Origin of the sequence: Variovorax guangxiensis (genome assembly GCF_003952165.1) — a bacterium.
Lineage (GTDB): Bacteria > Pseudomonadota > Gammaproteobacteria > Burkholderiales > Burkholderiaceae_C > Variovorax > Variovorax guangxiensis.
This window is the reverse complement of the sequence record NZ_RXFT01000014.1, coordinates 62,420-86,139: the sequence shown is the minus strand read 5'-3', so window position 1 is coordinate 86,139 and position 23,720 is coordinate 62,420. Positions and strand designations below refer to the sequence as shown.

Below are 23,720 nucleotides of genomic sequence, written 5' to 3'. Positions count from 1 at the left end.
TTCTCGGAGCAATGCTATCAATTAAGGAGTGAAAAATCAGCCACCAGCGGCAGGTGGTCGGACATGCGGGCCCAGATCGGACCGCGCGGCACCACGCAGGACAGCGGCTCCAGCCCGCGCCCGTAGACGAAGTCGAGCTGCGCCACCGGCAGGCGCGAGGGATAAGTGAGCGTGCGCGGACCGCGCAGATCGCTGGTGTCGCGCAGGCCCATGGCGTTCATGGCGTAGCGCATGCGCGCGCCCCAGTCGTTGAAGTCGCCCGCCACCACCACGGCCTCGCCGGGCGGTACCTCGCGGTCGATGAACTCGCGCAGCCGCGCGATCTGCCGCACCCGGCTGCCCTTGATGAGCCCCAGGTGCACCACGATGGCGTGCACCCGCCGGCCTTCCACGTCGATCACCACGTGCAGCAGCCCGCGCTGCTCGAAGCGGTGGTCGGAAATGTCCTGGTGGGTAGTGCCCAGCACCGGCCAGCGCGTGAGCAGCGCATTGCCGTGCTCGCCATGGCGCGTGACGGCGTTGGTCTCGTAGACGGCGGTGTAGCCCTCGGGCGCGAGGAAGTCGGCCTGCGGCAGCTCGGGCCAGCGCGCGAAACGCGCCGCCGCCTGCCGGTTCATCTTGCGCACTTCCTGCAGGCAGACGATGTCGGCGTCGAGTTGCTCGATGGCGTGGCCGAGGTTGTGGATCTCGAGCCGCCGCGCGGGGCCGATGCCCTGCACACCCTTGTGGATGTTGTAGGTCGCGACGCGGAGGTTCTGCACCGCTGCTGCTGCCGGCTGGTTCATCGCGCAAATTCTGGCAGCAACAGAATGGCTTCGGCATTCGATGGGGAAAAGCAGGCGTCCGCCGCCTCGCGGTACGGCAGCCAGCGCCAGTCGGTGTGCTCGCGGGGGTCGAGCGTGGGCACGACGCGTTCGGGCACGCGCAGGCCGAAAAGGTGCTCGGTGTTGTGGGTGACGCCCGGTGCATAGCGGGCGCGCCAGCGCGGGTAGATCTCGTAGACGTTGCGCAGCTGCCAGTCGACCAGTTGCGAGGCCAGCGGCGTGCCTTCGCCGCACAGGATGCCGGTTTCCTCGGCCACCTCGCGCGCCGCGGTGAGCACCAGGGGCTCGTCGGCCACGTCCTTGCTGCCTGTGACCGATTGCCAGAAGTCGGTCTCGGCATCCGCACGCCGGATCAGCAGCACATCGAGCGCCGGCGTGTGGATCACGACCAGCACCGACTCCGGGATCTTCCAGGGCCGAGAACCAGTCGTCATCGGGGGCGCTCAGTTTTCTTCGCGGAACACCGAGGAACCGGCTTTGCCGGGCCTCAGGTGTTGCCCCCGGTCGGGGGTTGGCGAAGCGACACGAAGTGCGCGCAGCCTGGGGGCGAACATCATGCTTGCGCGTTGCGCAGCTTGATGTGGAGTTCGCGCAGCTGCTTCTCGTCGACCGGGCTCGGTGCCTGCGTCAGCAGGTCCTGCGCGCGCTGGGTCTTGGGGAAGGCGATCACGTCGCGGATCGACTCGGCGCCGGTCATCAGCATGACCAGGCGGTCCAGGCCGATGGCGATGCCGCCGTGGGGCGGCGCGCCGTACTGCAGCGCGTCCAGCAGGAAGCCGAACTTGAGCTGCGCGTCCTCGGCGCTGATCTTCAGCGCGCGGAACACCTTGCTCTGCACTTCCTCGCGGTGGATACGCACCGAGCCGCCGCCCATCTCGATTCCGTTGAGCACCATGTCGTAGGCCTTGGCGATGCACTTCTCGGGCGCGGTGTCCATGAGGTCTTCGTGGCCGTCCTTCGGCGCGGTGAACGGGTGGTGCACGGCGCTCCAGCGCTGGCCTTCCTCGTCGAACTCGAACATCGGGAAGTCCACCACCCACAGCGGCGCCCAGCGGTCGTCGAACAGGCCGCTCTTCTTGCCGAAGGCGCTGTGGCCGATCTTGATGCGCAGCGCGCCGATGGCGTCGTTGACGATCTTTTCCTTGTCGGCGCCGAAGAACAGGATGTCGCCGTTGCGCGCACCCGTGCGCGCGATGATCTCGGCCAGCGCGTTGTCGTCGAGGTTCTTCACGATCGGGCTCTGCAGGCCATCGCGGCCGGCAGCAGCGTCGTTGACCTTGATGTAGGCCAGGCCCTTGGCGCCGTAGATCTTGACGAACTCCTGGTACGCGTCGATCTCGCCGCGCGAGAGACCGCCCTCGGCACCGCCGCCGGGCACGCGCAGCGCCACGACGCGGCCGCCGGCCATGGTGGCGGCGTTGGAGAACACCTTGAATTCCACGCGCTTCATCAACTCGGTGAGTTCGGTGAACTCGAGCTTCACGCGCAGGTCGGGCTTGTCCGAACCGTACTTGAACATCGCGTCCGCGTACGTCATGGTCGGGAACACCGGCAGGTCGATGCCCGCGGCGTTGCGGAACACGTTGCGGATCATGCCTTCGAACATCTCGCGGATCTCTTCCTCGGCGAGGAACGAGGTCTCGATGTCGATCTGCGTGAATTCGGGCTGGCGGTCGGCGCGCAGGTCTTCGTCACGGAAGCACTTCACGATCTGGTAGTAGCGGTCGTAGCCTGCCACCATCAGCAGCTGCTTGAAGAGCTGGGGCGACTGCGGCAGCGCGAAGAAGCTGCCGTCGTGCACGCGGCTGGGCACGAGGTAGTCGCGCGCGCCTTCGGGCGTGGACTTGCCCAGCATCGGCGTCTCGATGTCGATGAAGCCGTTGGCGTCGAGGAACTTGCGCGTTTCCATCGTCACCTTGTAGCGCAGCAGCATGTTGCGCTGCATGGCCGGGCGGCGCAGGTCGAGCACGCGGTGCGTGAGGCGGGTGGTTTCCGACAGGTTGTCGTCGTCCAGCAGGAACGGGGGCGTGACCGAGGGGTTCAGCACCTTCAGCTCATGGCACAGCACTTCGATCTTGCCGCTCTTGAGCTGGTCGTTGGTCGTGCCTTCGGGCCGCGCGCGCACCAGGCCGGTGATCTGCACGCAGTATTCGTTGCGCAGGCTCTCGGCCACGGCGAAGGTCGAGGCGCGGTCGGGGTCGCACACCACCTGCACGTAGCCTTCGCGGTCACGCACGTCGATGAAGATCACGCCGCCGTGGTCGCGGCGACGGTTGACCCAGCCGCAAAGGGTGACGGTCTGGCCCAGCAGGGCTTCGGTCACGAGACCGCAATATTGAGTACGCATGGCCATAGGAATCCATTCCGGCGCCTCGCGGGCGCGTTCGTTCTTTTATGAGTTGGAAGACTTCACCGCCACCGTGGCAGGGCCGCCTGGAACGACCACCCCCATCGAGACGATGTACTTGAGCGCTTCGTCCACGCTCATCTTCAGTTCGATGCAGTCGCTGCGCTTGAGCATCACGAAGTAGCCGCCCGTGGGATTGGGCGTGGTCGGCACATAGACGCTGAGGAACTCGCCCTCGCCGAGATGCGCGGCGACCTCGTTGCCGGGCGCGCCGGTCACGAAGGCGATGGTCCACACGCCTTCGCGCGGCCATTGCACCAGCACCGCGGTGCGGAAGGCATTGCCGTTCTCGGAGAACAGCGTGTCCGACACCTGCTTGACGCTGGAGTAGATCGAGCGCACCACCGGGATGCGCCGGACCACGGCGTCACCCCAGCCGAGCAGGCGCTTGCCGACGAAGTTGCTGGCCGTGGCCCCCACCACCAGCAGGATCGCCAGCGTGAGCAGCACGCCCAGGCCGCGCACCTTGTGGTCGCTCAGCCAGGTCTGCCACTGCTCGGGCAGCAGCCACAGCGTCTGGTCGAGCGTGCCGATGATCCAGTTCAGCACGCCGAGCGTGATGACCAGCGGCACGATGACCAGCAGGCCGGACAGCAACCATTTGCGCAGGGCGAGCATGGCGGTCGGGGGGTGTTTCAGTCGCCGCTCGTCGCGGCCGGCGCGGGAGCCGGTGCGGCGGGCGCCGGAGCGGGGCTCGGCGCGGCTGACGTGGTGGAAGAAGAGGAGGAAGACGAAGATTCGCCGGAGGCGGGCGACGTGGCCGGCTCGGACTTCTTGCCGCCGCCGTCACGGAAATCGGTCACGTACCAGCCCGAGCCCTTGAGTTGGAAGCCGGCGGCCGTGACCTGTTTTTCGAACGCACTCGCGCCGCACGCCGGACACACCGTGAGGGGTGCGTCGGACATCTTCTGCAAAGCGTCCTTGGCGAAGCCGCAGGCGCTGCACTTGTAGGCGTAGATGGGCATGGGAAATGAGGTCAAAAAAGCGGCGCAGCGGCCGCTCGCAAAGCCCTCGATTATAGGGGCGCCCCCGTGAAAGGACGCCCGGCCCGGCCGGCGGGCCCCGGCTTCAGGCCGGCTCCGTGGCCAGCGGGCGGTGCGGCGTGTGAGTGTTCGCCAACCATTGCGGCAGCAGCGAGCCGGCCACCATGCCCGCGAAAGAGCACAGAACACCCGCCAGCTGGGCCGGGAACACGGCTCCCCAGGACGGCACCTGCAGGAACAGCAGCCACACGCCGATGCCCAGGACGATCGAGGCGACCGCGCCCTGCGTGGTGGCCCGGCGCCAGTACAGGCCGCACACCAGCGGCACGAAGGCGCCCACCAGCGGCACCTGGTAGGCGCCCGAAACCAGTTCGTAGATCGGCGTGCCCTGCATGCGAATGGCGTAGGCCAGCACGGCGGCGCTGAACAGCAGCACCGTGATGCGCATGGTCATGAGGTTCTGGCGATCGGTGCCGGCCGGGCGGAACTGGCGCCAGATGTTCTCGGTGAAGGTGACGCTCGGGGCCAGCAGCGTGGCCGAGGCCGTCGACTTGATGGCCGACAGCAGCGCGCCGAAGAACAGCACCTGCATCACGAAGGGCATCTTCTCGAGCACCAGCGTGGGCAGCACCTTCTGCGGATCTTCCTTCAGCAGCGCGCCGGTCTGCTCCGGCATGATGAGCAGCGCGCTGGCCACGAGGAACATCGGCACGAAGGCGAAGAGGATGTACGCCAGGCCGCCGATCACCGGGCCACGGCGGGCCGCCTTGACGCTGTTGGCCGACATCACGCGCTGGAACACGTCCTGCTGCGGGATGGAGCCCAGCATCATCGTGATGGCCGCGGCGAAGAAGAACACCATGTCGTGCCAGCTCGGCTCGGGCCAGAACTTGAAGAGGTCCTTGCTGACCGCGAAGGCCACCACCTTGTCGGCGCCGCCGGCCATGTTGCCCGCGAACATCGCGATCACGGCCAGGCCGGCCACGAGGATGATCATCTGGATGAAGTCGGTGACCGCCACCGACCACATGCCGCCGAAGAGCGTGTAGGCCAGGATCGAGATCACCCCGATCACCATGCCCACCGGGATGCTGACCACGCCGCCCGACAGCAGGTTGAACACCAGCCCCAGCGCCGTGACCTGCGCCGAGACCCAGCCCAGGTAGCTCAGCATGATGATCAGCGAGCAGGCCACCTCCACGCCGCGGCCGTAGCGCTCGCGGTAGTAGTCGCTGATGGTCAGCAGCGTCATGCGGTAGAGCTTGCCGGCGAAGAACAGGCCCACCAGGATCAGGCAGGTGCCGGCGCCGAACGGGTCTTCGACCACGCCGTTGAGCCCGCCCTCGATGAACTTGGCCGGGATGCCGAGCACCGTTTCGGAGCCGAACCAGGTCGCGAAGGTGGTCGTGACGATCATGTAGAGCGGCAGGTGCCGCCCGGCGATGGCGAAGTCGGTGGTGTTCTTCACCCGCTTGGCGGCGTACAGGCCGATCGCGATGGTGACAAGCAGATAGACGATGACCAGCGTCAACAACACGGCACAGACTCCTCTAGAACAGACGCACGCGCACCAGCAATTGCATGGCGAGCAACCCCAATACAAAACCTATGCCACCGTAGACGATGGTCTGCAGCAACCGGTTGGTGCGCTTCTGTTCGGCCAGCAGCTCGAGCAGCTCGCGGCGGTTGTCGACTGGGCGATTCTCCAGGAAATCGTGCAGTAATCGAGGCAATTGGGGCAGCAATTTGGCGTACCTGGGCGCCTCGGCCTTGAGCTGCTGCAGCAGCTTCTTGGGGCCGATCTGGTCGACCATCCACTTCTCGAGGAAGGGCTTGGCCGTGGCCCAGAGGTCGAGTTCGGGGTCGATGTTGCGCCCCAGGCCCTCGATGTTGAGCAGCGTCTTCTGCAGCAGCACCAGCTGCGGCTGGATCTCGACGTGGAAGCGCCGCGAGGTCTGGAACAGGCGCATCAGCACCATGCCCAGCGAGATTTCCTTCAGCGGCCGGTCGAAGTACGGCTCGCACACGGTACGGATGGCCGCCTCCAGTTCATCGATCCGGGTGCCCACCGGCACCCAGCCGCTTTCCAGGTGCAGCTCGGCCACGCGCTTGTAGTCGCGCCGGAAGAAGGCCACGAAGTTCTGCGCGAGGTATTCCTTGTCCGACTCGGTCAGCGTGCCGATGATCCCGAAGTCAAGCGAGATGTAGCGCCCGAAGGTCTCCGGCTCCAGGCTCACCTGGATGTTGCCCGGGTGCATGTCGGCGTGGAAGAAGCCGTCGCGGAACACCTGCGTGAAGAAGATGGTCACGCCGTCGCGCGCCAGCTTGGGAATGTCGACGCCGGCCGCGCGCAGGCGGTCCATCTGCGCGATGGGCACGCCCTTCATGCGCTCCATCACGATGACCTCGGGGTGGCAGAAGTCCCAGAACATCTCGGGAATCAGCACCAGGTCGAGCGCGGCCATGTTGCGGCGCAGCTGGGCCGCGTTGGCGGCCTCGCGCACCAGGTCGAGCTCGTCGTGCAGGTACTTGTCGAACTCGGCCACCACCTCGCGCGGCTTCAGGCGCTTGCCGTCGGCCGAGAGGTTCTCGAGCCAGCCGGCCATCATGGCCATCAGCGCCAGGTCCTTCTCGATCACGCCGCGCATGCTGGGGCGCAGCACCTTCACCGCCACCTCGCGCTCTTCGCCCTCGTTGGTGCGGATGGTCGCGAAGTGCACCTGCGCGATCGATGCGCTGGCGATGGGCGTCTCGTCGAACTGCACGAACACATCGCTCACCGGGCGGCGGAACGCGCGCTCGATGGTGGCGATGGCCACGGAAGAGGGAAACGGCGGCACCCGGTCCTGCAGGAAGGCCAGCTCGTCGGCGATGTCGGGCGGCAGCAGGTCGCGCCGGGTCGACAGAACCTGGCCGAACTTCACGAAGATGGGGCCGAGGCGCTCGAGCGCCTCGCGCAGGCGCTGGCCGCGCGGCGCATCGAGGTTGCGCCCGAAGGAAAGAACGCGCGTGACCCCGCGCACCCAGGGCTTCTGGAAGCTCGAGAGCACCAGCTCGTCGAGGCCGTAGCGCAGCGCGACCCAGACGATGAAAAGTCCGCGGTAGAAGCGCCTCATTCGGCGTTGCCTGCGGGGCCGACAGCCGAACCGCCGGCCTTGCCGGCCGTGCGGTTGCCGACGAACTGGCGCAGCGCACCGACAACACGGCGCACGGCGTTGCCCAGCGTATGCGCGGGCACGTCGCCGATCACGCGGGCCAGATCGTCCTCGACGTCCCAGCGCACATGGTCGACCAGCCAGTTGACCTCGGCCGCCAGCTGCACGTCGCCAATGATCTGCACGGCGGGCTTGTCGCCTCGAAGCGCGGCGCGGGCGATGTCGAAGGGAGAGTCGTCGGTGACGGTGAGCGTCAGCTCGGGCACCGAACCGGCGGGGGCCAGGTCGAGAAGGCCGGCCGGCGTTGCCACCAGCTCCATGGTCACGAAGCGCCACTGGAAGCGCACCACCCGCCCCTGCTGGCGCAGCAGCCGCTGCTGGGCCTCGGGCTCCTGCTGGAGCACATGGTTGAGGAACAGGACCGCGCGGTTCTGGATCTCGTGGACCGCCCAGTCCGGGGGCTGCAGGCGCTCGCCAATGGTGTTGAAGAGATCGCCTAGAAAAGAAAATGGGGACGATGGTGTGGCCATGTCCCCATTATCCCGCCTGCGTTGCGGCCCCGTGAGGGCCGCTTTTCAGCTTTTTATTACTGCAGTGCCTGTACGCCCGCGACCAGCCAGCCACTGTTGCCGCTGACCGGCTTGGTCATGTTCCACACTTCGCGGAACGGGCCCGGGCCGGCCGAGGCGTCTTCGCGGATCATGCCGGAGAACTCCACGCTGGCCATGTAGGCGTCTGGCAGCTCCTCGATGCCGAGCAGCTTGGCGTCGAGCATCACGACTTCGGTCTTGTTGGAGGCACCACCGGTGTGGCTGGCGCGGTCGGCCAGCTGGGAACGGATTTCGTCGACCATGCCGTCGGTCATCATCGAACGCAGCGTCGACACGTCGGCGCGGTCCCACGCGTCCTGCAGGGTCACGAAGTTGCGCTTTGCAGCGCCGAGGAAGCCGTCGACGTCGAAGCCGGCGGGAATGCCCCACGACTGCGAACCGCCGAGTGCCGAGCCGATCATGCTGCCGCCTGCCGCTGCGCCAGCCGCCGAAAGGCTGCTGCCGTGCGGCGTGGCATCGAAGGCAGCGTTGTTGCGCTCCCAGGGACGCGCCGATGCGTCGTTGCCCACGTTGTTGGGGCTGTACTGCGCCGGAGCGCTCGCGTTGCTCGGGCTGGCACCGGCGCCCTGGAAGGCGAAGCCGCCCTGGCGATTGGCAACGGGCTGCGAGCGCGACTTGATCATGCGCCACACCACCACGCCTGCCAGCACCAGCAGGCCGATCAGCAGGATGTTGGCGAAGCCGGCGCCGAGGCCCAGCGAATTGGCGAGCCATGCGAGGCCCAGGCCGGCGGCCAGGCCGCCGAGCATCGCGCCCCAGGGACGCTTCGGTGCAGCTGCCGCGGGCGCGGGCGTTGCGGGCTTGGCCGCTGCCGCGTTGGTCGCGTTCTGCTGCGCGGGTGCCGAAGGCGCTGCGGACTCGCGCTGCGTCACGTTGGACGACTGGCGACCCATCGACTTGCCGCCACCGATGCGCGCAGCCTCGGCCTGGACACTGACCAGGACCAGCGCGGCTGCCAGGAACAAAGAACCCAAACTCTTCATATCGTCGTCTCCTCTCGAGCGAAAGATCCGCTTTTTCAACACTTGATTCCAACATGGAGGGCAGCGATTCCCCCAGTCATGTTGTGATAGTCCACATGTCCGAAACCGCCCTCTTTCATGAGGGTCTTGAGCTCCTCCTGCGAGGGGTGCATCCGGATGGATTCGGCGAGATAGCGATAGCTCGCATCGTCGCCCGCCACGAGCTTGCCGAGCCTCGGCAGCACGTTGAAGGAGTACCAGTCGTAGGCCTTCGCGAGCGGCTTCGCGACCTTCGAGAACTCGAGCACCAGCAGCTTGCCGCGCGGCTTGAGCACGCGGTTCATCTCCTTGAGCGCGGCGTCCTTGTGCGTCATGTTGCGCAGGCCGAAGGCCACGGTGACCACGTCGAAGTGGTTGTCGGGAAAGGGCAGCTTCTCCGCGTCGCAGACCATGGTGGGCAGCACCACGCCGGCGTCGAGCAGCCGGTCGCGGCCGGTGCGCAGCATGGCTTCGTTGATGTCGGTGTGGACCACCTGGCCGCTGGCGCCGACCTTCTTGGCGAAGGCCAGTGCGAGGTCGCCGGTGCCGCCTGCGATGTCGAGGACGCGCGAGCCTTCGCCCACGTTCGCGACCATGACGGTGTATGCCTTCCAGGCGCGGTGCAGGCCTGCCGACATCAGGTCGTTCATGATGTCGTAGCGCGATGCGACCGAATCGAAGACACCGCGAACGCGGCGGGCCTTCTCGCTTTCGTCGACCGTTTCGAAGCCGAAGTGTGTGGTACTCATGCGACCGATGTTAGGCCGGAAGCCTTCACATCAAGTCGACGACCCCGCGACCACGGCGGACATTTGTTGCTTTTTCAGCCCCGCCCTTTCTGGGCGTAGGGCTATCTTTTCAATAGCAGCGGCGGATTCTTGCGCTGCCTCGAAGGCCTCAGTGGCTGCCGCAGGCGTGGCCGCCCTTCTCGATCATCGGCGCGTCGCGGTCGACACCCGCCTCGGCCAGCCGGCGCTCATAGGCAGACCACAGCTCGGCCTGCTTCTCGCCCAGTTCGTAGAGCAGGTCCCACGAATAGATGCCCGTGTTGTGGCCGTCGCTGAAGGTCGGTTGCACCGCGTAGTTGCCCACTGCCTCGAGCTCGACGAGCTCGACGTCGCGCTTGCCCGTCTGCAGCACTTCCTGTCCGGGACCATGGCCCTGCACTTCTGCCGAGGGCGAGCAGATGCGCATCAGCTCGAAGGGAATGCGGAAGGTCGCGCCGTCGGAGAAGCCCACTTCGAGCACGCGCGACTGCCCGTGCACGGTGATCGACTGCGGCGTCGGTGCGCCAGGTTTCAAGCCTGCCATCAGAAGCTCCTGTTGCCCAATCGCTCGATCATCGCAGCCTCGACGGCGGGCAGGCGCGCGGCAATGTCAGCTTCGAGCGCCGCATCGCGCTCGCGCTGCACCGGCGCCCACACCGAGCCGGGGAAGTGGCTGTCGTTTGGGAAGCGCGCGATGACATGCCAGTGCAGGTGCGCGACCATGTTGCCAAGCGCGGCGAGGTTGATCTTCGCCGGCTTCAGATGCTCGCGCAGGCACTGCTCGACCACAGTCACCGCTTCCATGCACAGGGCACGGTCGGACTCGTCGAGATCGGAGAACTCCGGCGCGTGCTCGCGCCACACCACGCGATAGAAGGCCGGGAAGCCCGCCTCCTCGGCATGGATCACGCGCAGCTTCGCGCCCTCGAACACGAGGCGCCCGCCCGGGCCCTCGCACAGCACGCAGCCCTGCACCTTCGACGTCACACCAGCACCCGCTCGATGCCGCCCTGATTGGCGGCTTCCACGTAGTTCGGCATCCAGTCTTCGCCGAGGATCTTGTTGGCCATCTCGACCACGATGTAGTCGGCTTCGAGCAGGCCGCTGTTCAGGTCGTTGCCGTAGCGCGAGAGGCCCTGCAGGCAGCTCGGGCAGCTGGTGAGGATCTTCACGTTCTCCTTCTCGCCGACCTTGCCGGCTTCGCGCAGCGCGGCTTCGCCCTTCTTCAGCTCCTGTTCCTTGCGGAAGCGGATCTGCGTGGAGATGTCGGGCCGCGACACGCCCAGCGTGCCCGACTCGCCGCAGCAGCGGTCGTTCTTGAGCACGTTGTCGCCGACCAGCGCCTTCACCGTCTTCATCGGGTCCTGCTGCTTCATCGGCGAGTGGCAGGGGTCGTGGTAGAGGTAGCCGCCGCCGGCCGCACCGGCGAGCGTGATGCCCTTCTCGAGCAGGTACTCGTGGATGTCGACGATGCGGCAGCCCGGGAAGATCTTGTCGAACTGGTAGCCCTGCAGCTGGTCGTAGCAGGTGCCGCAGCTCACCACCACCGTCTTGATGTCGAGGTAGTTGAGCGTGTTGGCCACACGGTGGAAGAGCACGCGGTTGTCCGTGATCATCTTCTCGGCCTTGTCGAACTGGCCGCTGCCGCGCTGCGGATAGCCGCAGCACAGGTAGCCCGGCGGCAGCACGGTCTGCACGCCCGCATGCCAGAGCATGGCCTGCGTGGCCAGCCCCACCTGCGAGAACAGCCGCTCCGATCCGCAGCCCGGGAAGTAGAAGACCGCCTCGGTCTCGGAGGTGGTCGCCTTCGGGTTGCGGATGATCGGCACGTAGTCCGCATCCTCGATGTCGAGCAGCGCGCGCGCCGTCTTCTTCGGCAGGTTGCCCGGCATCTTCTTGTTGATGAAGTGGATCACCTGCTCCTTGACCGGAGCCGGCCCGAGCGACGCCGGCGGCGCGGAGGTCTGCTTCTTCGTGAGGCCGCGCAGCAGGTCGTTGGCCAGGCGCTGCGCCTTGAAGCCCACGCCCACCATGCCCGCGCGCACCGCCTTGATGGTCTGCGGATTGGTCGCGTTCAGGAAGAACATCGCGGCCGCGTTGCCGGGGCGGAAGCTCTTCTGGCCCATCTTGCGCAGCAGGTTGCGCATGTTCATCGACACGTCGCCGAAGTCGATCTTCACCGGGCAGGGCGTGAGGCACTTGTGGCACACAGTGCAGTGGTCGGCCACGTCCTCGAACTCCTCCCAGTGCTTGATGCTCACGCCGCGCCGGGTCTGCTCTTCGTAGAGGAAGGCCTCCACCAGCAGCGAGGTCGCGAGGATCTTGTTGCGCGGGCTGTACAGCAGGTTGGCGCGCGGCACGTGCGTGGCGCACACGGGCTTGCACTTGCCGCAGCGCAGGCAGTCTTTCACGCTGTTGGCGATGTCGCCGATGTCGCTCTGCTGCATGATGAGCGACTCGTGCCCCATGAGGCCGAAGCTCGGCGTGTAGGCGTTGGTCAGGTCGGCGTGCAGCGTCTCGGGCTTGCCCGCGGGCGCGCGCAGCAGCTTGCCCTTGTTGAAGCGGCCTTCGGGGTCGACCTTGGCCTTGTACTCGGTGAAGGGACGCAGCTCGTCGTCGCTCAGGAATTCGAGCTTGGTGATGCCGATGCCGTGCTCGCCCGAGATCACGCCGTCGAGGCTGCGCGCCAGCGCCATGATGCGCACCACCGCGGCATGCGCGGTCTGCAGCATGTCGTAGTTGTCGCTGTTGACGGGGATGTTGGTGTGCACGTTGCCGTCGCCCGCGTGCATGTGCAGCGCGACCCACACGCGGCCCTTGAGCACGCGCTTGTGGATGGCGGTGCACTCCGCCAGGATCGGCGCGAACTCCGCGCCCGTGAAGATGGCCTGCAGCGGCTGGCGCAGCTGGGTCTTCCAGCTCGCGCGCAGCGAGTGGTCCTGCAGCTGCGGGAAGAGCGCGTCGACGTCCTTCAGCCAGCCGGCCCACAGCGCGCGCGTTTCCTGCACCAGCGCCACCGCCTGCGCGACGCGATCTTCCAGCAGCTCGGCCGCAGGAATCTCGTGTGCGTCGTCGGTCTTGCCCAGCGGCAGGTTGCCGCGCGTGAGGAAAGCTTCGAGCTCGTCGGTGAGCGCGAGCTTGTTCTGCAGCGACAGCTCGATGTTGATGCGCTCGATGCCGTCGCTGTACTCGGCCATGCGCGGCAGCGGGATCACCACGTCTTCGTTGATCTTGAAGGCGTTGGTGTGGCGGCTGATGGCCGCCGTGCGCTTGCGGTCGAGCCAGAACTTCTTGCGCGCCTCGGGGCTGATGGCGATGAAGCCTTCGCCGCTGCGCGAGTTGGCAATGCGCACAACCTCGGAGGTGACGCGCGCCACCGCGTCGGCGTCGTCGCCCGCGATGTCGCCGAACAGCACCATCTTGGGCAGCCCGCCGTGCGTCTTCGACTTGGTGGCGTAGCCCACAGCCTTGAGGTAGCGGTCGTCCAGATGTTCGAGGCCGGCCAGCAGCACGCCCGAGCGCTTCTGCTCGGCGAACATGAAGTCCTTGATCTCGACGATGCTGGGCACCGCGTCCTTCGCGTTGCCGAAGAATTCGAGGCAGACGGTGCGGGTGTGCGCCGGCATGCGGTGCACCACCCAGCGGCAGCTGGTGATGAGGCCGTCGCAGCCCTCCTTCTGGATGCCCGGCAGGCCCGAGAGGAACTTGTCGGTCACGTCCTTGCCCAGGCCTTCCTTGCGGAAGGTGCGGCCCGGGATCTCCAGGCGCTCGCTGCGCAGCTTGGTCCTGCCGTCGGCGGCGTAGTACTGCAGCTCGAACACGGCGCTTTCGGCGTCGTGGATCTTGCCGAGGTTGTGGCCGATGCGCGTGACCTCGAGCCACTCGGCCTGCGGCGTCACCATGCGCCACGAAGCCAGGTTGTCGAGCGCCGTGCCCCAGAGCACGGCTTTCTTGCCGCCCGCGTTCATGGCGACGTTGCCGCCCACGCACGAGGCCTCGGCCGAGGTCGGGTCGACCGCGAAGACGAAGCCCGCGCGCTCGGCCGCGTCGGCCACGCGCTGGGTGACCACGCCGGCCTCGGTCCAGATGGTGGGCACCGGGTCGGCCAGTCCGGGCAGCGCGACGTGCTCGACCTCGGTCATCGCCTCCAGCTTCTCGGTGTTGATGACGACGCTGTTCCAGGTCAGCGGAATGGCGCCGCCGGTGTAGCCGGTGCCGCCTCCGCGCGGGATGATGGTCAGGCCCAGCTCGATGCAGCCCTTCACCAGCAGCGCCATCTCGGCCTCGGTGTCGGGGCACAGCACCACGAAGGGGTACTCCACGCGCCAGTCGGTGGCGTCGGTGACGTGGGCGACGCGCGAGAGGCCGTCGAACTTGATGTTGTCCTTGGCGGTGAGCCGGCCCAGCACGCGCGTGGCCTTGCGGCGCAGGGCGGCGACGTCGCGGAACTTGGTGTCGAAGGCAGCCACCGCATCGCCCACCAGGCCGGTGAGCTCGCCCACGAGCTGGTCGCGCGGCAGGTCGCTGTCGGGGGTGCGGCGCTTCTGCACCTCGGCCAGGCGGTGCCTCAGGGCATCGACCAGCTGGCCGCGGCGGCGCGGGTTGTCGAGCAGGTCGTCGACCAGGTAGGGGTTGCGCTGCACCACCCAGATGTCGCCCAGAACCTCGTAGAGCATGCGCGCCGATCGGCCGGTGCGGCGCTCGGCACGCAAGGTCTGCAGCAGTTCCCAGCCGCGTTCGCCCAGCAGGCGAATCACGATCTCGCGATCGGAGAAGCTGGTGTAGTTGTACGGGATCTCGCGCAGTCGGACAGGCTCTGCGGCCTGTGCCAATAGCGTATTCAACGCGGTCGGAGCATTCATCGGGTGGGGCGCCTCGGCCGGGCGCTGCGCGCCCATAGCCGGGCTGGGGATTTTATTGCAGCGCTCGGGGTCTTGCCTCGTGACCGTGCTTGCGGCCTTGTGATAGGCGCTGCTTCCGGGGGAATCACCTCCCTCCGGGAGGCCGGGTCAGAACAGCACGCGGCTGCGGATCGTCCCGCCCACCTTCGCCAGCTTCTCCAGCGCCAGGTCGGAGGAGGCCGCGTCGATGTCCATCACCACGTAGCCGATCTTCTCGTTGGTCTGCAGGAACTGCGAGGAGATGTTGATGTGGTTGTCCGAGAAGATCTTGTTGATCTCCGACAGCACGCCCGGCACGTTGCGGTGCACGTGCAGCAGCCGGTGCTTGCCAGGGTGCGCCGGCAGCGCCACCTCGGGGAAGTTGACCGACGAGGTCGAGGTGCCGTTGTCGCTGTACTTGACCAGCTTTTCCGCCACTTCCAGGCCGATGTTGGCCTGCGCCTCCATGGTCGAGCCGCCGATGTGGGGCGTGAGGATCACGTTGTCCAGGCCCCTGAGCGGCGACTGGAACTCGTCCTTGTTGCTGCGCGGCTCCACCGGGAACACGTCGATGGCGGCGCCCAGCAGCTTGCGCGCCTTCAGCGCCTCGGCCAGCGGATCGATCTCGACCACCGTGCCGCGCGAGGCGTTGATGAGGATCGCGCCGGGCTTCATCGCGGCGATCTCGGCCGCGCCGATCATCCACTGGGTGGCCTGGGTCTCGGGCACGTGCAGCGTGACGATGTCGCTCTGGGCCAGCAGCTGGTGCAGGTCGCGCACCTGGCGCGCATTGCCCAGCGGCAGCTTGGTGACCACGTCGTAGAAGGCCACGTGCATGCCCAGCGCCTCGGCCAGCACCGACAGCTGCGCGCCGATCGAGCCATAGCCCACGATGCCCAGCGTCTTGCCGCGGATCTCGTAGGCGTTCTCGGCCGACTTGAGCCAGCCGCCGCGGTGCGCCACCGCGCTCTTCTCGGGCACGCCGCGCAGCAGCAGGATGGCTTCGGCGAGCACCAGCTCGGCCACCGAGCGGGTGTTGGAATAAGGAGCGTTGAACACCGCCACGCCGTGTTCGCGGGCGGCTTCGAGGTCGACCTGGTTGGTGCCGATGCAGAAGCAGCCTGCCGCCACCAGCTTGTGCGCCGCAGCGAACACCTCGGCCGTGAGCTGGGTGCGCGAGCGGATGCCCAGGAAGTGCACGTCGGCGATCTTCTCTTTCAGCTCGGCATCGGGCAGCGCGCCCGGCAGCGACTCGACGTTGGTGTAGCCGGCGGCGCGCAGCACCTCCACGGCCGAGGGGTGGATGCCTTCGAGCAAGAGGAACTTGATCCTGCTTTTGTCGAGGGAGGTTTTGCTGCTCATGGAGGTCTCTTGGAAGCCCCGGCCACGGCGACAGGCTAGGCCGAAAAAAGGGAGGGCGATGCTAGCATGGTGCGGCGCAGCAAGAGAGGCCTCGCCCCCTGCCGGGCCTGCTGCGAACAGGGCCAAATCCGGCCGAAAAGGCAAGGGAAGGCCGAAGGGTCCAAAGGGGTTTCCCCGATTGGAGGAAACCCGTGCTCCGTGCGCCAATGTGACGCGGCTGTGTCATCCACATGCCCTAGCATCCGCGCTTTCCATTTTTCCCTTCAGGAGTCTTCATGCGATTCAAGACGCTCGCGCTGGCATCGGCGTTGGCCGCCACCACGCTGTTCAACGTGGCGCAGGCCCAGACCGAGATCCAGTGGTGGCATTCCATGACCGCCGTCAACAACGAGTGGGTCAACGACCTGGCCAGGCAGTTCAACGAGAGCCAGAAGGAATACAAGGTCGTCCCCACCTTCAAGGGCACCTACGACGAATCGATGACGGCCTCCATCGCCGCCTTCCGTGCCGGCAACGCCCCGCACATCCTGCAGGTGTTCGAAGTGGGCACCGCCACCATGATGGCCAGCAAGGGTGCCATCGTGCCGGTGGGCCAGGTCATGAAGGACGCGGGCGAGAAGTTCGACCCGGCCGCCTACATCCCCGCCGTGGCCGGCTACTACACGGCGCCCAACGGCCAGATGCTGAGCTTCCCGTTCAACAGCTCGACCACCATCTTCTATTTCAACAAGGACGCCTTCAAGGCCGCCGGCCTGCCCACCGACAAGGCTCCCGCCACCTGGCCCGAGGTGGTCGCCGCCGCCGCCAAGCTCAAGGCCAGCGGCCACAAGTGCCCATTCACCACGGCCTGGCAGAACTGGACGCAGGTCGAGAGCTTCTCGGCCTGGCACAACGTCGAGTTCGCGAGCAAGGCCAACGGCCTGCAGGGCCTGGACGCGCGCCTGAAGGTCAATTCGCCGCTGCACCAGCGCCACATCGAGAACCTGGCCAGCATGGCCAAGCAGGGCCTGTTCATCTACAAGGGCCGCGGCAACGTGCCCGAGGCCTCGTTCGTGTCGGGCGAGTGCGCCATGATCAACACGTCCTCGGGCTTCTACGGCAACGTGGCGAAGAACGCCAAGTTCGCCTACGGCCTGGCTCCCCTGCCCTACTACCCGGACGTGCCCGGCGCGCCCCAGAACACCGTGATCGGCGGCGCCAGCCTGTGGGTCATGTCGGGCAAGAAACCGGCCGAGTACAAGGGCGTGGCCAAGTTCTTCAGCTTCATCTCGACGCCTGAAGTGCAGTCCGCCAGCCACAAGCGCACCGGCTACCTGCCCGTGACCATGGCCTCGTACAAGCTCACCGAGGACTCGGGCTTCTACAAGCAGAACCCTGGCACCGACGTGGCCGTGACGCAGATGATCCGCAAGGTCACCGACAAGAGCCGCGGCATCCGCCTGGGCAACTACGTGCAGATCCGCGCCATCGAGGACGAAGAGCTCGAACAGGTCTGGAACGGCAAGAAGACCGCCAAGGAAGCCCTCGACGCCATCGTGACCCGCGGCAACGAGCAGCTGGAACGCTTCCAGAAGGCCAACAAGAGCTGACGATCGACAACCGGACCCCGCGCGTGTCCGGCTAATATCGCCCGCCCCCGTCCGCTCTTGCGCAAGAGCGGGCCGGGCGGGATTTTTATATGTAGAGGGTTCATGGAAAAACGCGTCTTCTTTCGCTCGGGCTGGCTGCCCTGGCTGCTGCTGGCACCGCAGATGGCGGTGATATTCGTGTTTTTCTTCTGGCCGGCCGCACAGGCCCTGCTGCAGTCGCTGCAGCAGCAGGATGCCTTCGGCACCTCGGTCGATTTCGTCGGGCTGCAGAACTTCAGGGAACTCTTCGAGGACCCGGCCTACGCCGAGTCGTTCAAGACCACCGCCATCTTCTCGGTGCTGGTGGCCAGCATCGGCCTGACGCTGTCGCTGACGCTGGCCGTGTTCGCCGACCGCATCGTGCGCGGCGGCATGTTCTACAAGACCATGCTGATCCTGCCGTACGCCGTGGCGCCCGCTGTGGCCGCCGTGCTGTGGGTGTTCATGTTCTCCCCCTCGCTGGGCGTGGTGGCCTATGCGCTGGGCAAGATCGGCATCGACTGGAACCACCTGCTCAACTCGAAGCACGCGATGACGCTGATCGTGATGGCCGCCGTGTGGAAGCAGATTTCCTACAACTTCCTGTTCTTCCTGGCGGGGCTGCAGTCCATCCCGAAGTCGCTGATCGAGGCGGCCGCCATCGACGGCGCGCGCCCGTGGCGCCGCTTCTGGACGGTGCAGTTCCCGCTGCTGTCGCCCACCACCTTCTTCCTGCTGGTGATGAACGTGGTCTACGCGTTCTTCGACACCTTCGCCATCGTGCACGCCGCCACCGAGGGCGGCCCGGGCAAGGACACGGAAATCCTCGTCTACAAGGTCTACCACGACGGCTTCAAGGCCCTGGACCTCGGCGGCTCGGCCGCGCAGTCGGTGGTGCTCATGGTGATCGTGATCGCGCTCACCATCGTGCAATTCCGCTACGTCGAAAAGAAGGTGCAGTACTGACATGGTTGAAAGAAGAAGCACCCAGGGCATCCTGGCCCACGTGGTGATGATCCTCGGCGTCCTGATCGTCGCCTTCCCCATCTACCTCGCCTTCGTGGCGTCCACGCACACGGCGCAGGAGATCGTGCAGCGGCCGATGCCGCTGCTGCCGGGCTCGCACATGCTGGAGAGCTACAAGGGCGCGCTCTTCGGCCGCGCGAGCAGCGCAGGCTCCAACGCCCCGGTGGCGCACATGATGTGGGTGAGCCTGGTGACGGCGCTGGTCATCGCCGTCGGCAAGATCGCCATTTCGCTGCTGTCGGCCTTCGCCATCGTCTACTTCCGCTTCCCGTTCAAGAAGATCTGCTTCTGGGCGATCTTCGTCACGCTGATGCTGCCGGTGGAAGTGCGCATCCTGCCCACCTACAAGGTGCTGTCGGACCTGAGCATGCTCAACAGCTACGCGGGCCTGACGGTGCCGCTGATCGCCTCGGCCACTGCCACCTTCCTGTTCCGGCAGTTCTTCCTGACGGTGCCCGAGGAACTCACCGAGGCCTCCCGCATGGACGGCGCGAGCCCGATGCGCTTCTTCTTCGACGTGCTGCTGCCGCTGTCGAAGACCAGCATCGCCGCGCTCTTCGTGATCCAGTTCATCTACGGCTGGAACCAGTACCTCTGGCCGCTGCTGGCGGTCACCAACGAGGACATGTACCCGATCGTGGTCGGCATCAAGCGGCTGATCGCCGGCGGCGACGGCCAGAACGAATGGAACGTGGTGATGGCGACCGCCATCCTCGCGATGCTGCCGCCGGCGCTGGTGGTGGTCCTCATGCAGAAGTGGTTCGTCAAAGGCCTCGTGGACACTGAAAAATAAGTTATGGCTTCCCTCTCCCTACGCAACGTCATCAAGCGCTACGGCCACGGGCCCAAGGCGAACCAGGTCATCCACGGCGTGAGCGCCGAGATCGCCGACCACGAGTTCATCGTCATCGTCGGGCCCTCGGGCTGCGGCAAGTCCACGCTGCTGCGCATGGTGGCCGGCCTGGAGGAAATCTCCGCCGGCGAGATCGCCATCGGCAACAAGGTGGTGAACAACCTGGAGCCCGCCGAGCGCGACATCGCCATGGTGTTCCAGAACTACGCGCTGTATCCGCACATGAGCGTGTTCGCGAACATGGCCTACGGCCTGAAGATCGCGAAGGTCCCGCCGGCCGAGATCAAGACGCGCGTCGACAAGGCCGCGAAGATCCTCGAGCTGGGCCACCTGCTGGAGCGCAAGCCGCGCGAGCTGTCCGGCGGCCAGCGCCAGCGCGTGGCCATGGGCCGCGCCATCGTGCGCCAGCCGCAGGTGTTCCTGTTCGACGAGCCGCTGTCGAACCTCGACGCCAAGCTGCGGGCGCAGACCCGCCTCGAGATCCAGAAGCTGCACCGCGAGCTCGGCATCACCTCGCTGTTCGTCACGCACGACCAGGTCGAGGCCATGACGCTGGCCCAACGCATCATCGTGATGAACGGCGGCGTGATGGACCAGTTCGCCACCCCCGAGGAGGTGTACTCGCGCCCCGCCACCACCTTCGTCGCGAGTTTCATCGGCTCGCCGCCGATGAACCTGCTGAAGCACGCGCCCGGCGTGCGCCCGGGCCAGATCCTGGGCATCCGCCCCGAGCACCTGAAGCTCGACGAGAGCGGCTGGTCGGTGCAGGTCGAGCAGGTCGAACTGCTGGGCGCCGAGCGGCTGGTGTACGGCCGCATCGGCGACGAGCAGATCATCATGCGCACCGACGAGGCCGACCATCCGCCAGTTGCAGGCGACACGGTGAAGATCGCGGCGCGCGAAGACAAGCTGCACTGGTTCGACGCCGGCTCCGGCAAACGCGCGGACTGATCGATGGCCGAGCTGAATCCCTGGCCCTACCCCCGCTGGGTCGCCCACCGCGGCGCCGGCAAGCTCGCTCCCGAGAACACGCTGGCCGCGTTCCGCCTCGGCGCCTCGCACGGCTATCGCATGTTCGAGTGCGACGCCAAACTCAGCGCCGATGGCGTGGTGTTCCTGATGCACGATGCCACGCTCGATCGCACCACCAGCGGCCACGGCACCGGCGGCGCGCAGCCCTGGAGCGCGCTGGCGCAGCTCGACGCGGGTGGCTGGCATTCGCGCGCCTACGCGGGCGAGCCGCTGCCCACGCTGGAGAATCTGGCGCGCTTCTGCCTGGCCAACGGCCATCTGCTCAACATCGAGATCAAGCCCACGCCCGGCACCGAGCGCGAGACAGGCGAAGTGGTCGCCCGTGAGGCCGCCCGCCTCTGGAAGGGCGCAGCCGTGCCGCCGCTGCTCACCTCCTTCCAGGTCGAATCGCTCAAGGGCGCCCAGGCGGTGCAGCCCGGGCTGCCGCGCGGCCTGCTGCTCGACAAGCTCTGGGATGGCTGGCTCGAGGCGGCCAGGCAGCTCGGCTGTGTCGCCATCGTCTGCAACCACGCGCTGTGGGACGCCACCGTGGTGGCGCTGGTGCACGAGGCGGGCATGCGCGCGCTGAGCTACACGGTGAACGACGACTGGGCCGCGCAGCGGCTGATCGAGCTCGGCACCGACGGCATCATCACCGACAGGGTCGATCTCTTTCCTCCAGCCGCCTGACGCGGAGATTCTTACCAGTCCTTACGAAATGGCGGCTTCTATGATGCGGCCATGAGTTGGACCCAACGCTTCGCGAGCTTCTGCCTCGCGGCCCTGTTCATCTGCGGCGGTGCGCAGGCGCAACCGGACGCCGGCAACGGAAACAACGCCAACAGCGCCGCCGCGGCCGCCGCAGCCCCTGCCCCCACGATCGCCGAGCTGCGCGCGCAGTTCACCAAGCTCAGCAACGCCGCCGAGACGGACGACGACGCGCGCAAGCTGCTCGCCCAGATCAACGACATCGGCGTGCAGGCCGACAAGTTCGTCGCCGCGCGCACCGGCGATCTGGCCGATCTGAACGCCAAGCTCGGCGAGCTTGGCAATCCGCCCGCCGCCGGCACCACCGAAGACCCCGACATCACCCGCCAGCGTGCGAGCCTGACGAAGGAGCGCAACGCACTGGATGCCGACATCCGCCTCGCGCGCCTGCTGTCGGTCGACGTGCGCCAGCGCGGCACCGAGCTGGTCACGCAGCGGCGGGCGCTGTTCGAGGCGCAGCTCACCGAGCGCGCGGCCTCGCCACTGACCACCGAGTTCTGGAGCGACCTGCGCGAAGCCTGGCCCGACGACCTGGTGCGCCTGAAGGCGATGGTCTCCTCGGTGAACGACGGCCTGGTGGCCGCCACCCAGCCGGAGACCCGCCTTCCGGTGATCGCCGCGCTGGTGGGCGCGCTGCTGCTCACGCTGTTCGGCATCTGGGGCGCCGAGGTGCTGCTCGCCTGGCTGGCGGCGCGCTACCTGCCGGCGGGGCGGCTGCGGCGCTCGGTGCTGGTGATCGGCATCGTCGCCAGCCACGTGCTGCTGGTGGCGGTGGCGGCGCATGGCTTCGTCGAGGTGCTGAAGGAGTTCGCCACCTGGGAACCGCAGGCGCGCAAGGTGCTGCAGTCGGCCGCGCAGCTGCTGGTGTTCATGGCCTTCGTGATCGGGCTGGGCCGCGGGCTGCTGGCCACGCGCCGGCCCTCGTGGCGGCTGCCGCCCATTCCCGACGAGATGGCCAGCCGGCTCGCGCCCCTGCCCTGGATGGTGGCGCTGGTGGCGGTGCTGGCCTGGACGCCGGCCGAGGTCAACGCGCTCATCGACGCCAGCTTCGCCGCCGTGGTGGCCACGCACGTGCTCACCGCGCTGGTGCTGACGGCGCTGGTCGCCTCGGTGCTCTACCTCGTGAAGCCGCTGCGCGCCGACGCGGCCGAAGCCGGCTTGCCCGAGCGGCCGATGTGGGTCGGCCTGCTGGTGGCGCTGATCGGCATGCTGATGATCGCGATCTGGGTGCTGGTGGCGCTGGGCTACGTGGCGCTCGCGAGCTTCCTGGCCTCGCAGCTGGCCTGGAGCGGCATCGTCGCGGCCGCCTTCTACGTGCTCTTCAAGTTCGCGGACGACGTGTTCATGGCCACGGTGTCGTCTCGCGCCGGCTTCGGCCAGCGGCTGCAGAAGAGCTTCAACCTCGCGCCGCAGACGCTGGACCAGGCCGCCACGGTGCTCTCGGCGATCAGCCGGGTGGCGCTCTTCTTCTACATGCTGGTGGCGCTGGCCGCGCCGCTGGGCACGGGGCCGGGCGAGGTGTTCCAGCGCAGCGGCAAGTTCGGCACCGGCGTGAAGGTGGGCGAGTTCCAGCTGGTGCCGGGCGCGATCCTCAGCGCGGTCGCGGTGGCCGTGGTGGGCTTCGTGGTGCTGCGCATCTTCAAGCGCTGGCTCGCGCGCAGCTACCTGCCCAACACCAAGTTCGAGCCGGGCATGCAGAGCTCCATCACCACGCTGCTGGGCTACGTGGGCGGCATCCTGGTGATCGCCTTCTCGCTGTCGGCGCTGGGCATCGGCATCGAGCGCATCGCGTGGGTGGCCAGCGCGCTGTCGGTGGGCATCGGCTTCGGCCTGCAGGCCATCGTGCAGAACTTCATCTCGGGGCTGATCCTGCTGGCCGAGCAGCCGGTGAAGGTGGGCGACTGGGTGGTGCTGGGCACGGCCGAGGGCGACGTGCGGCGCATCAACGTGCGCGCCACCGAGATCCAGCTGGGCGACCGCTCGACGCTGATCGTGCCGAACTCGGAGTTCATCACGAAGACCGTGCGCAACATGACGCTGGCCAACGCCGAGGGCCGGGTGCTGATCCGCCTGCCGATGCCGCTGACCACCGACGCGCAGCGCGTGCGCGAGCTGATCCTCGCGGCCTGCAAGGCGCACGAGGGCGTGCTGGAGACGCCGGCGCCTTCGCTCACGCTGGAGGGCATCGAGAACGGGCTCCTGATCTTCCAGGCCATCGCCTACGTGGCGAGCCCCCGGCTCGCGGGCGGCGTGCGCAGCGACCTGCTGTTCACCATCCTCGACGAACTGAAGAACGCCTCGCTGCCGCTGGCGGTGCCGACGATGGTGATGACGGCACCGCCGCCGGCGCCTGGCGGGGCGGGTTGAAGGCGGGATCGGGAGCGGGATCGGGAGCGGACAGCCGAACGCAGAAGTCGCGAAGGTTTCGCAGAGGTCGCAGAAGAAAACTTTTTTGGTTCTCCTTC

At 67.1% G+C, this 23,720-nt stretch carries 20 protein-coding genes; 6 read left to right on the top strand and 14 right to left on the bottom strand.

Annotation, left to right across the window (positions count from 1 at the left end):
- Nucleotides 1–17: 17 nt before the first annotated feature.
- The 14 genes from EJP67_RS26445 to serA form a co-directional block, all read right to left on the bottom strand.
- A complete protein-coding gene (locus EJP67_RS26445) occupies nucleotides 18–785 on the bottom strand; it encodes an endonuclease/exonuclease/phosphatase family protein (RefSeq protein ID WP_126024712.1) in 768 nt (255 codons plus the stop codon).
- On the bottom strand, nucleotides 782–1,258 hold the full coding sequence (gene nudB, locus EJP67_RS26440; protein WP_126024711.1) for a dihydroneopterin triphosphate diphosphatase: 477 nt from the start codon (nucleotides 1,256–1,258) through the stop codon (nucleotides 782–784). The genes EJP67_RS26445 and nudB overlap by 4 nt, the downstream gene beginning before the upstream one ends.
- A 119-nt stretch (nucleotides 1,259–1,377) precedes the next feature.
- Nucleotides 1,378–3,177, bottom strand: a complete 1,800-nt coding sequence (aspS, locus tag EJP67_RS26435) for an aspartate--tRNA ligase (RefSeq protein ID WP_126024710.1) — start codon at nucleotides 3,175–3,177, stop codon at nucleotides 1,378–1,380.
- Nucleotides 3,178–3,216: 39 nt separating this feature from the next.
- A complete protein-coding gene (locus tag EJP67_RS26430) occupies nucleotides 3,217–3,849 on the bottom strand; it encodes a DUF502 domain-containing protein (protein WP_126024709.1) in 633 nt (210 codons plus the stop codon).
- Between the two features lie 17 nt (nucleotides 3,850–3,866).
- On the bottom strand, nucleotides 3,867–4,196 hold the full coding sequence (locus tag EJP67_RS26425; protein ID WP_126024708.1) for an FmdB family zinc ribbon protein: 330 nt from the start codon (nucleotides 4,194–4,196) through the stop codon (nucleotides 3,867–3,869).
- Between the two features lie 103 nt (nucleotides 4,197–4,299).
- The gene (locus tag EJP67_RS26420; RefSeq protein ID WP_126024707.1) at nucleotides 4,300–5,751 is read right to left on the bottom strand and encodes a high affinity choline transporter 1; all 1,452 of its coding nucleotides are present in this window, start codon (nucleotides 5,749–5,751) and stop codon (nucleotides 4,300–4,302) included.
- Between the two features lie 13 nt (nucleotides 5,752–5,764).
- Nucleotides 5,765–7,330 carry a ubiquinone biosynthesis regulatory protein kinase UbiB gene (gene ubiB / locus EJP67_RS26415; protein ID WP_126024706.1) on the bottom strand — a complete coding sequence of 522 codons (1,566 nt, stop codon included), beginning with the start codon at nucleotides 7,328–7,330 and terminating at the stop codon, nucleotides 5,765–5,767.
- On the bottom strand, nucleotides 7,327–7,899 hold the full coding sequence (locus EJP67_RS26410) for a ubiquinone biosynthesis accessory factor UbiJ (RefSeq protein WP_126024705.1): 573 nt from the start codon (nucleotides 7,897–7,899) through the stop codon (nucleotides 7,327–7,329). Before EJP67_RS26410 ends, ubiB begins: the two co-directional genes overlap by 4 nt.
- A gap of 56 nt (nucleotides 7,900–7,955) precedes the next feature.
- Nucleotides 7,956–8,963, bottom strand: coding sequence for a Tim44 domain-containing protein (locus tag EJP67_RS26405; RefSeq protein ID WP_126024704.1), 1,008 nt, complete (start codon nucleotides 8,961–8,963; stop codon nucleotides 7,956–7,958).
- A 35-nt stretch (nucleotides 8,964–8,998) separates the two neighbouring features.
- On the bottom strand, nucleotides 8,999–9,730 hold the full coding sequence (gene ubiE / locus EJP67_RS26400; RefSeq protein WP_126024703.1) for a bifunctional demethylmenaquinone methyltransferase/2-methoxy-6-polyprenyl-1,4-benzoquinol methylase UbiE: 732 nt from the start codon (nucleotides 9,728–9,730) through the stop codon (nucleotides 8,999–9,001).
- Between the two features lie 148 nt (nucleotides 9,731–9,878).
- The gene (locus EJP67_RS26395) at nucleotides 9,879–10,292 is read right to left on the bottom strand and encodes a gamma-butyrobetaine hydroxylase family protein (RefSeq protein WP_126024702.1); all 414 of its coding nucleotides are present in this window, start codon (nucleotides 10,290–10,292) and stop codon (nucleotides 9,879–9,881) included.
- Nucleotides 10,292–10,735, bottom strand: a complete 444-nt coding sequence (locus tag EJP67_RS26390; protein ID WP_126024701.1) for an HIT family protein — start codon at nucleotides 10,733–10,735, stop codon at nucleotides 10,292–10,294. The genes EJP67_RS26395 and EJP67_RS26390 overlap by 1 nt, the downstream gene beginning before the upstream one ends.
- Nucleotides 10,732–14,610 carry a DUF3683 domain-containing protein gene (locus EJP67_RS26385; protein ID WP_126024700.1) on the bottom strand — a complete coding sequence of 1,293 codons (3,879 nt, stop codon included), beginning with the start codon at nucleotides 14,608–14,610 and terminating at the stop codon, nucleotides 10,732–10,734. Before EJP67_RS26385 ends, EJP67_RS26390 begins: the two co-directional genes overlap by 4 nt.
- Nucleotides 14,611–14,757: 147 nt before the next feature.
- Nucleotides 14,758–15,990 (bottom strand): phosphoglycerate dehydrogenase, encoded by a 1,233-nt coding sequence (gene serA / locus EJP67_RS26380; protein WP_126024699.1) that lies wholly within the window; start codon nucleotides 15,988–15,990, stop codon nucleotides 14,758–14,760.
- A gap of 275 nt (nucleotides 15,991–16,265) precedes the next feature.
- Between serA and ugpB the strand changes: the two genes are divergently transcribed.
- From ugpB to EJP67_RS26350, 6 genes are all read left to right on the top strand, one after another.
- Entirely contained in the window at nucleotides 16,266–17,579 is a 1,314-nt protein-coding gene (gene ugpB, locus EJP67_RS26375) for a sn-glycerol-3-phosphate ABC transporter substrate-binding protein UgpB (RefSeq protein ID WP_126024698.1), read from the top strand.
- Between the two features lie 102 nt (nucleotides 17,580–17,681).
- A complete protein-coding gene (ugpA, locus tag EJP67_RS26370; RefSeq protein WP_126024697.1) occupies nucleotides 17,682–18,563 on the top strand; it encodes a sn-glycerol-3-phosphate ABC transporter permease UgpA in 882 nt (293 codons plus the stop codon).
- Nucleotide 18,564: 1 nt separating this feature from the next.
- Entirely contained in the window at nucleotides 18,565–19,416 is an 852-nt protein-coding gene (gene ugpE, locus EJP67_RS26365) for a sn-glycerol-3-phosphate ABC transporter permease UgpE (RefSeq protein ID WP_019656566.1), read from the top strand.
- Between the two features lie 3 nt (nucleotides 19,417–19,419).
- Entirely contained in the window at nucleotides 19,420–20,427 is a 1,008-nt protein-coding gene (locus tag EJP67_RS26360) for a sn-glycerol-3-phosphate import ATP-binding protein UgpC (protein WP_126024696.1), read from the top strand.
- 3 nt (nucleotides 20,428–20,430) lie between these two features.
- Complete coding sequence (ugpQ, locus tag EJP67_RS26355) at nucleotides 20,431–21,177, top strand: glycerophosphodiester phosphodiesterase (RefSeq protein ID WP_126024695.1); 747 nt, start codon at nucleotides 20,431–20,433, stop codon at nucleotides 21,175–21,177.
- A 51-nt stretch (nucleotides 21,178–21,228) separates the two neighbouring features.
- The gene (locus tag EJP67_RS26350; RefSeq protein ID WP_126024694.1) at nucleotides 21,229–23,622 is read left to right on the top strand and encodes a DUF3772 domain-containing protein; all 2,394 of its coding nucleotides are present in this window, start codon (nucleotides 21,229–21,231) and stop codon (nucleotides 23,620–23,622) included.
- Nucleotides 23,623–23,720 lie beyond the last annotated feature (98 nt).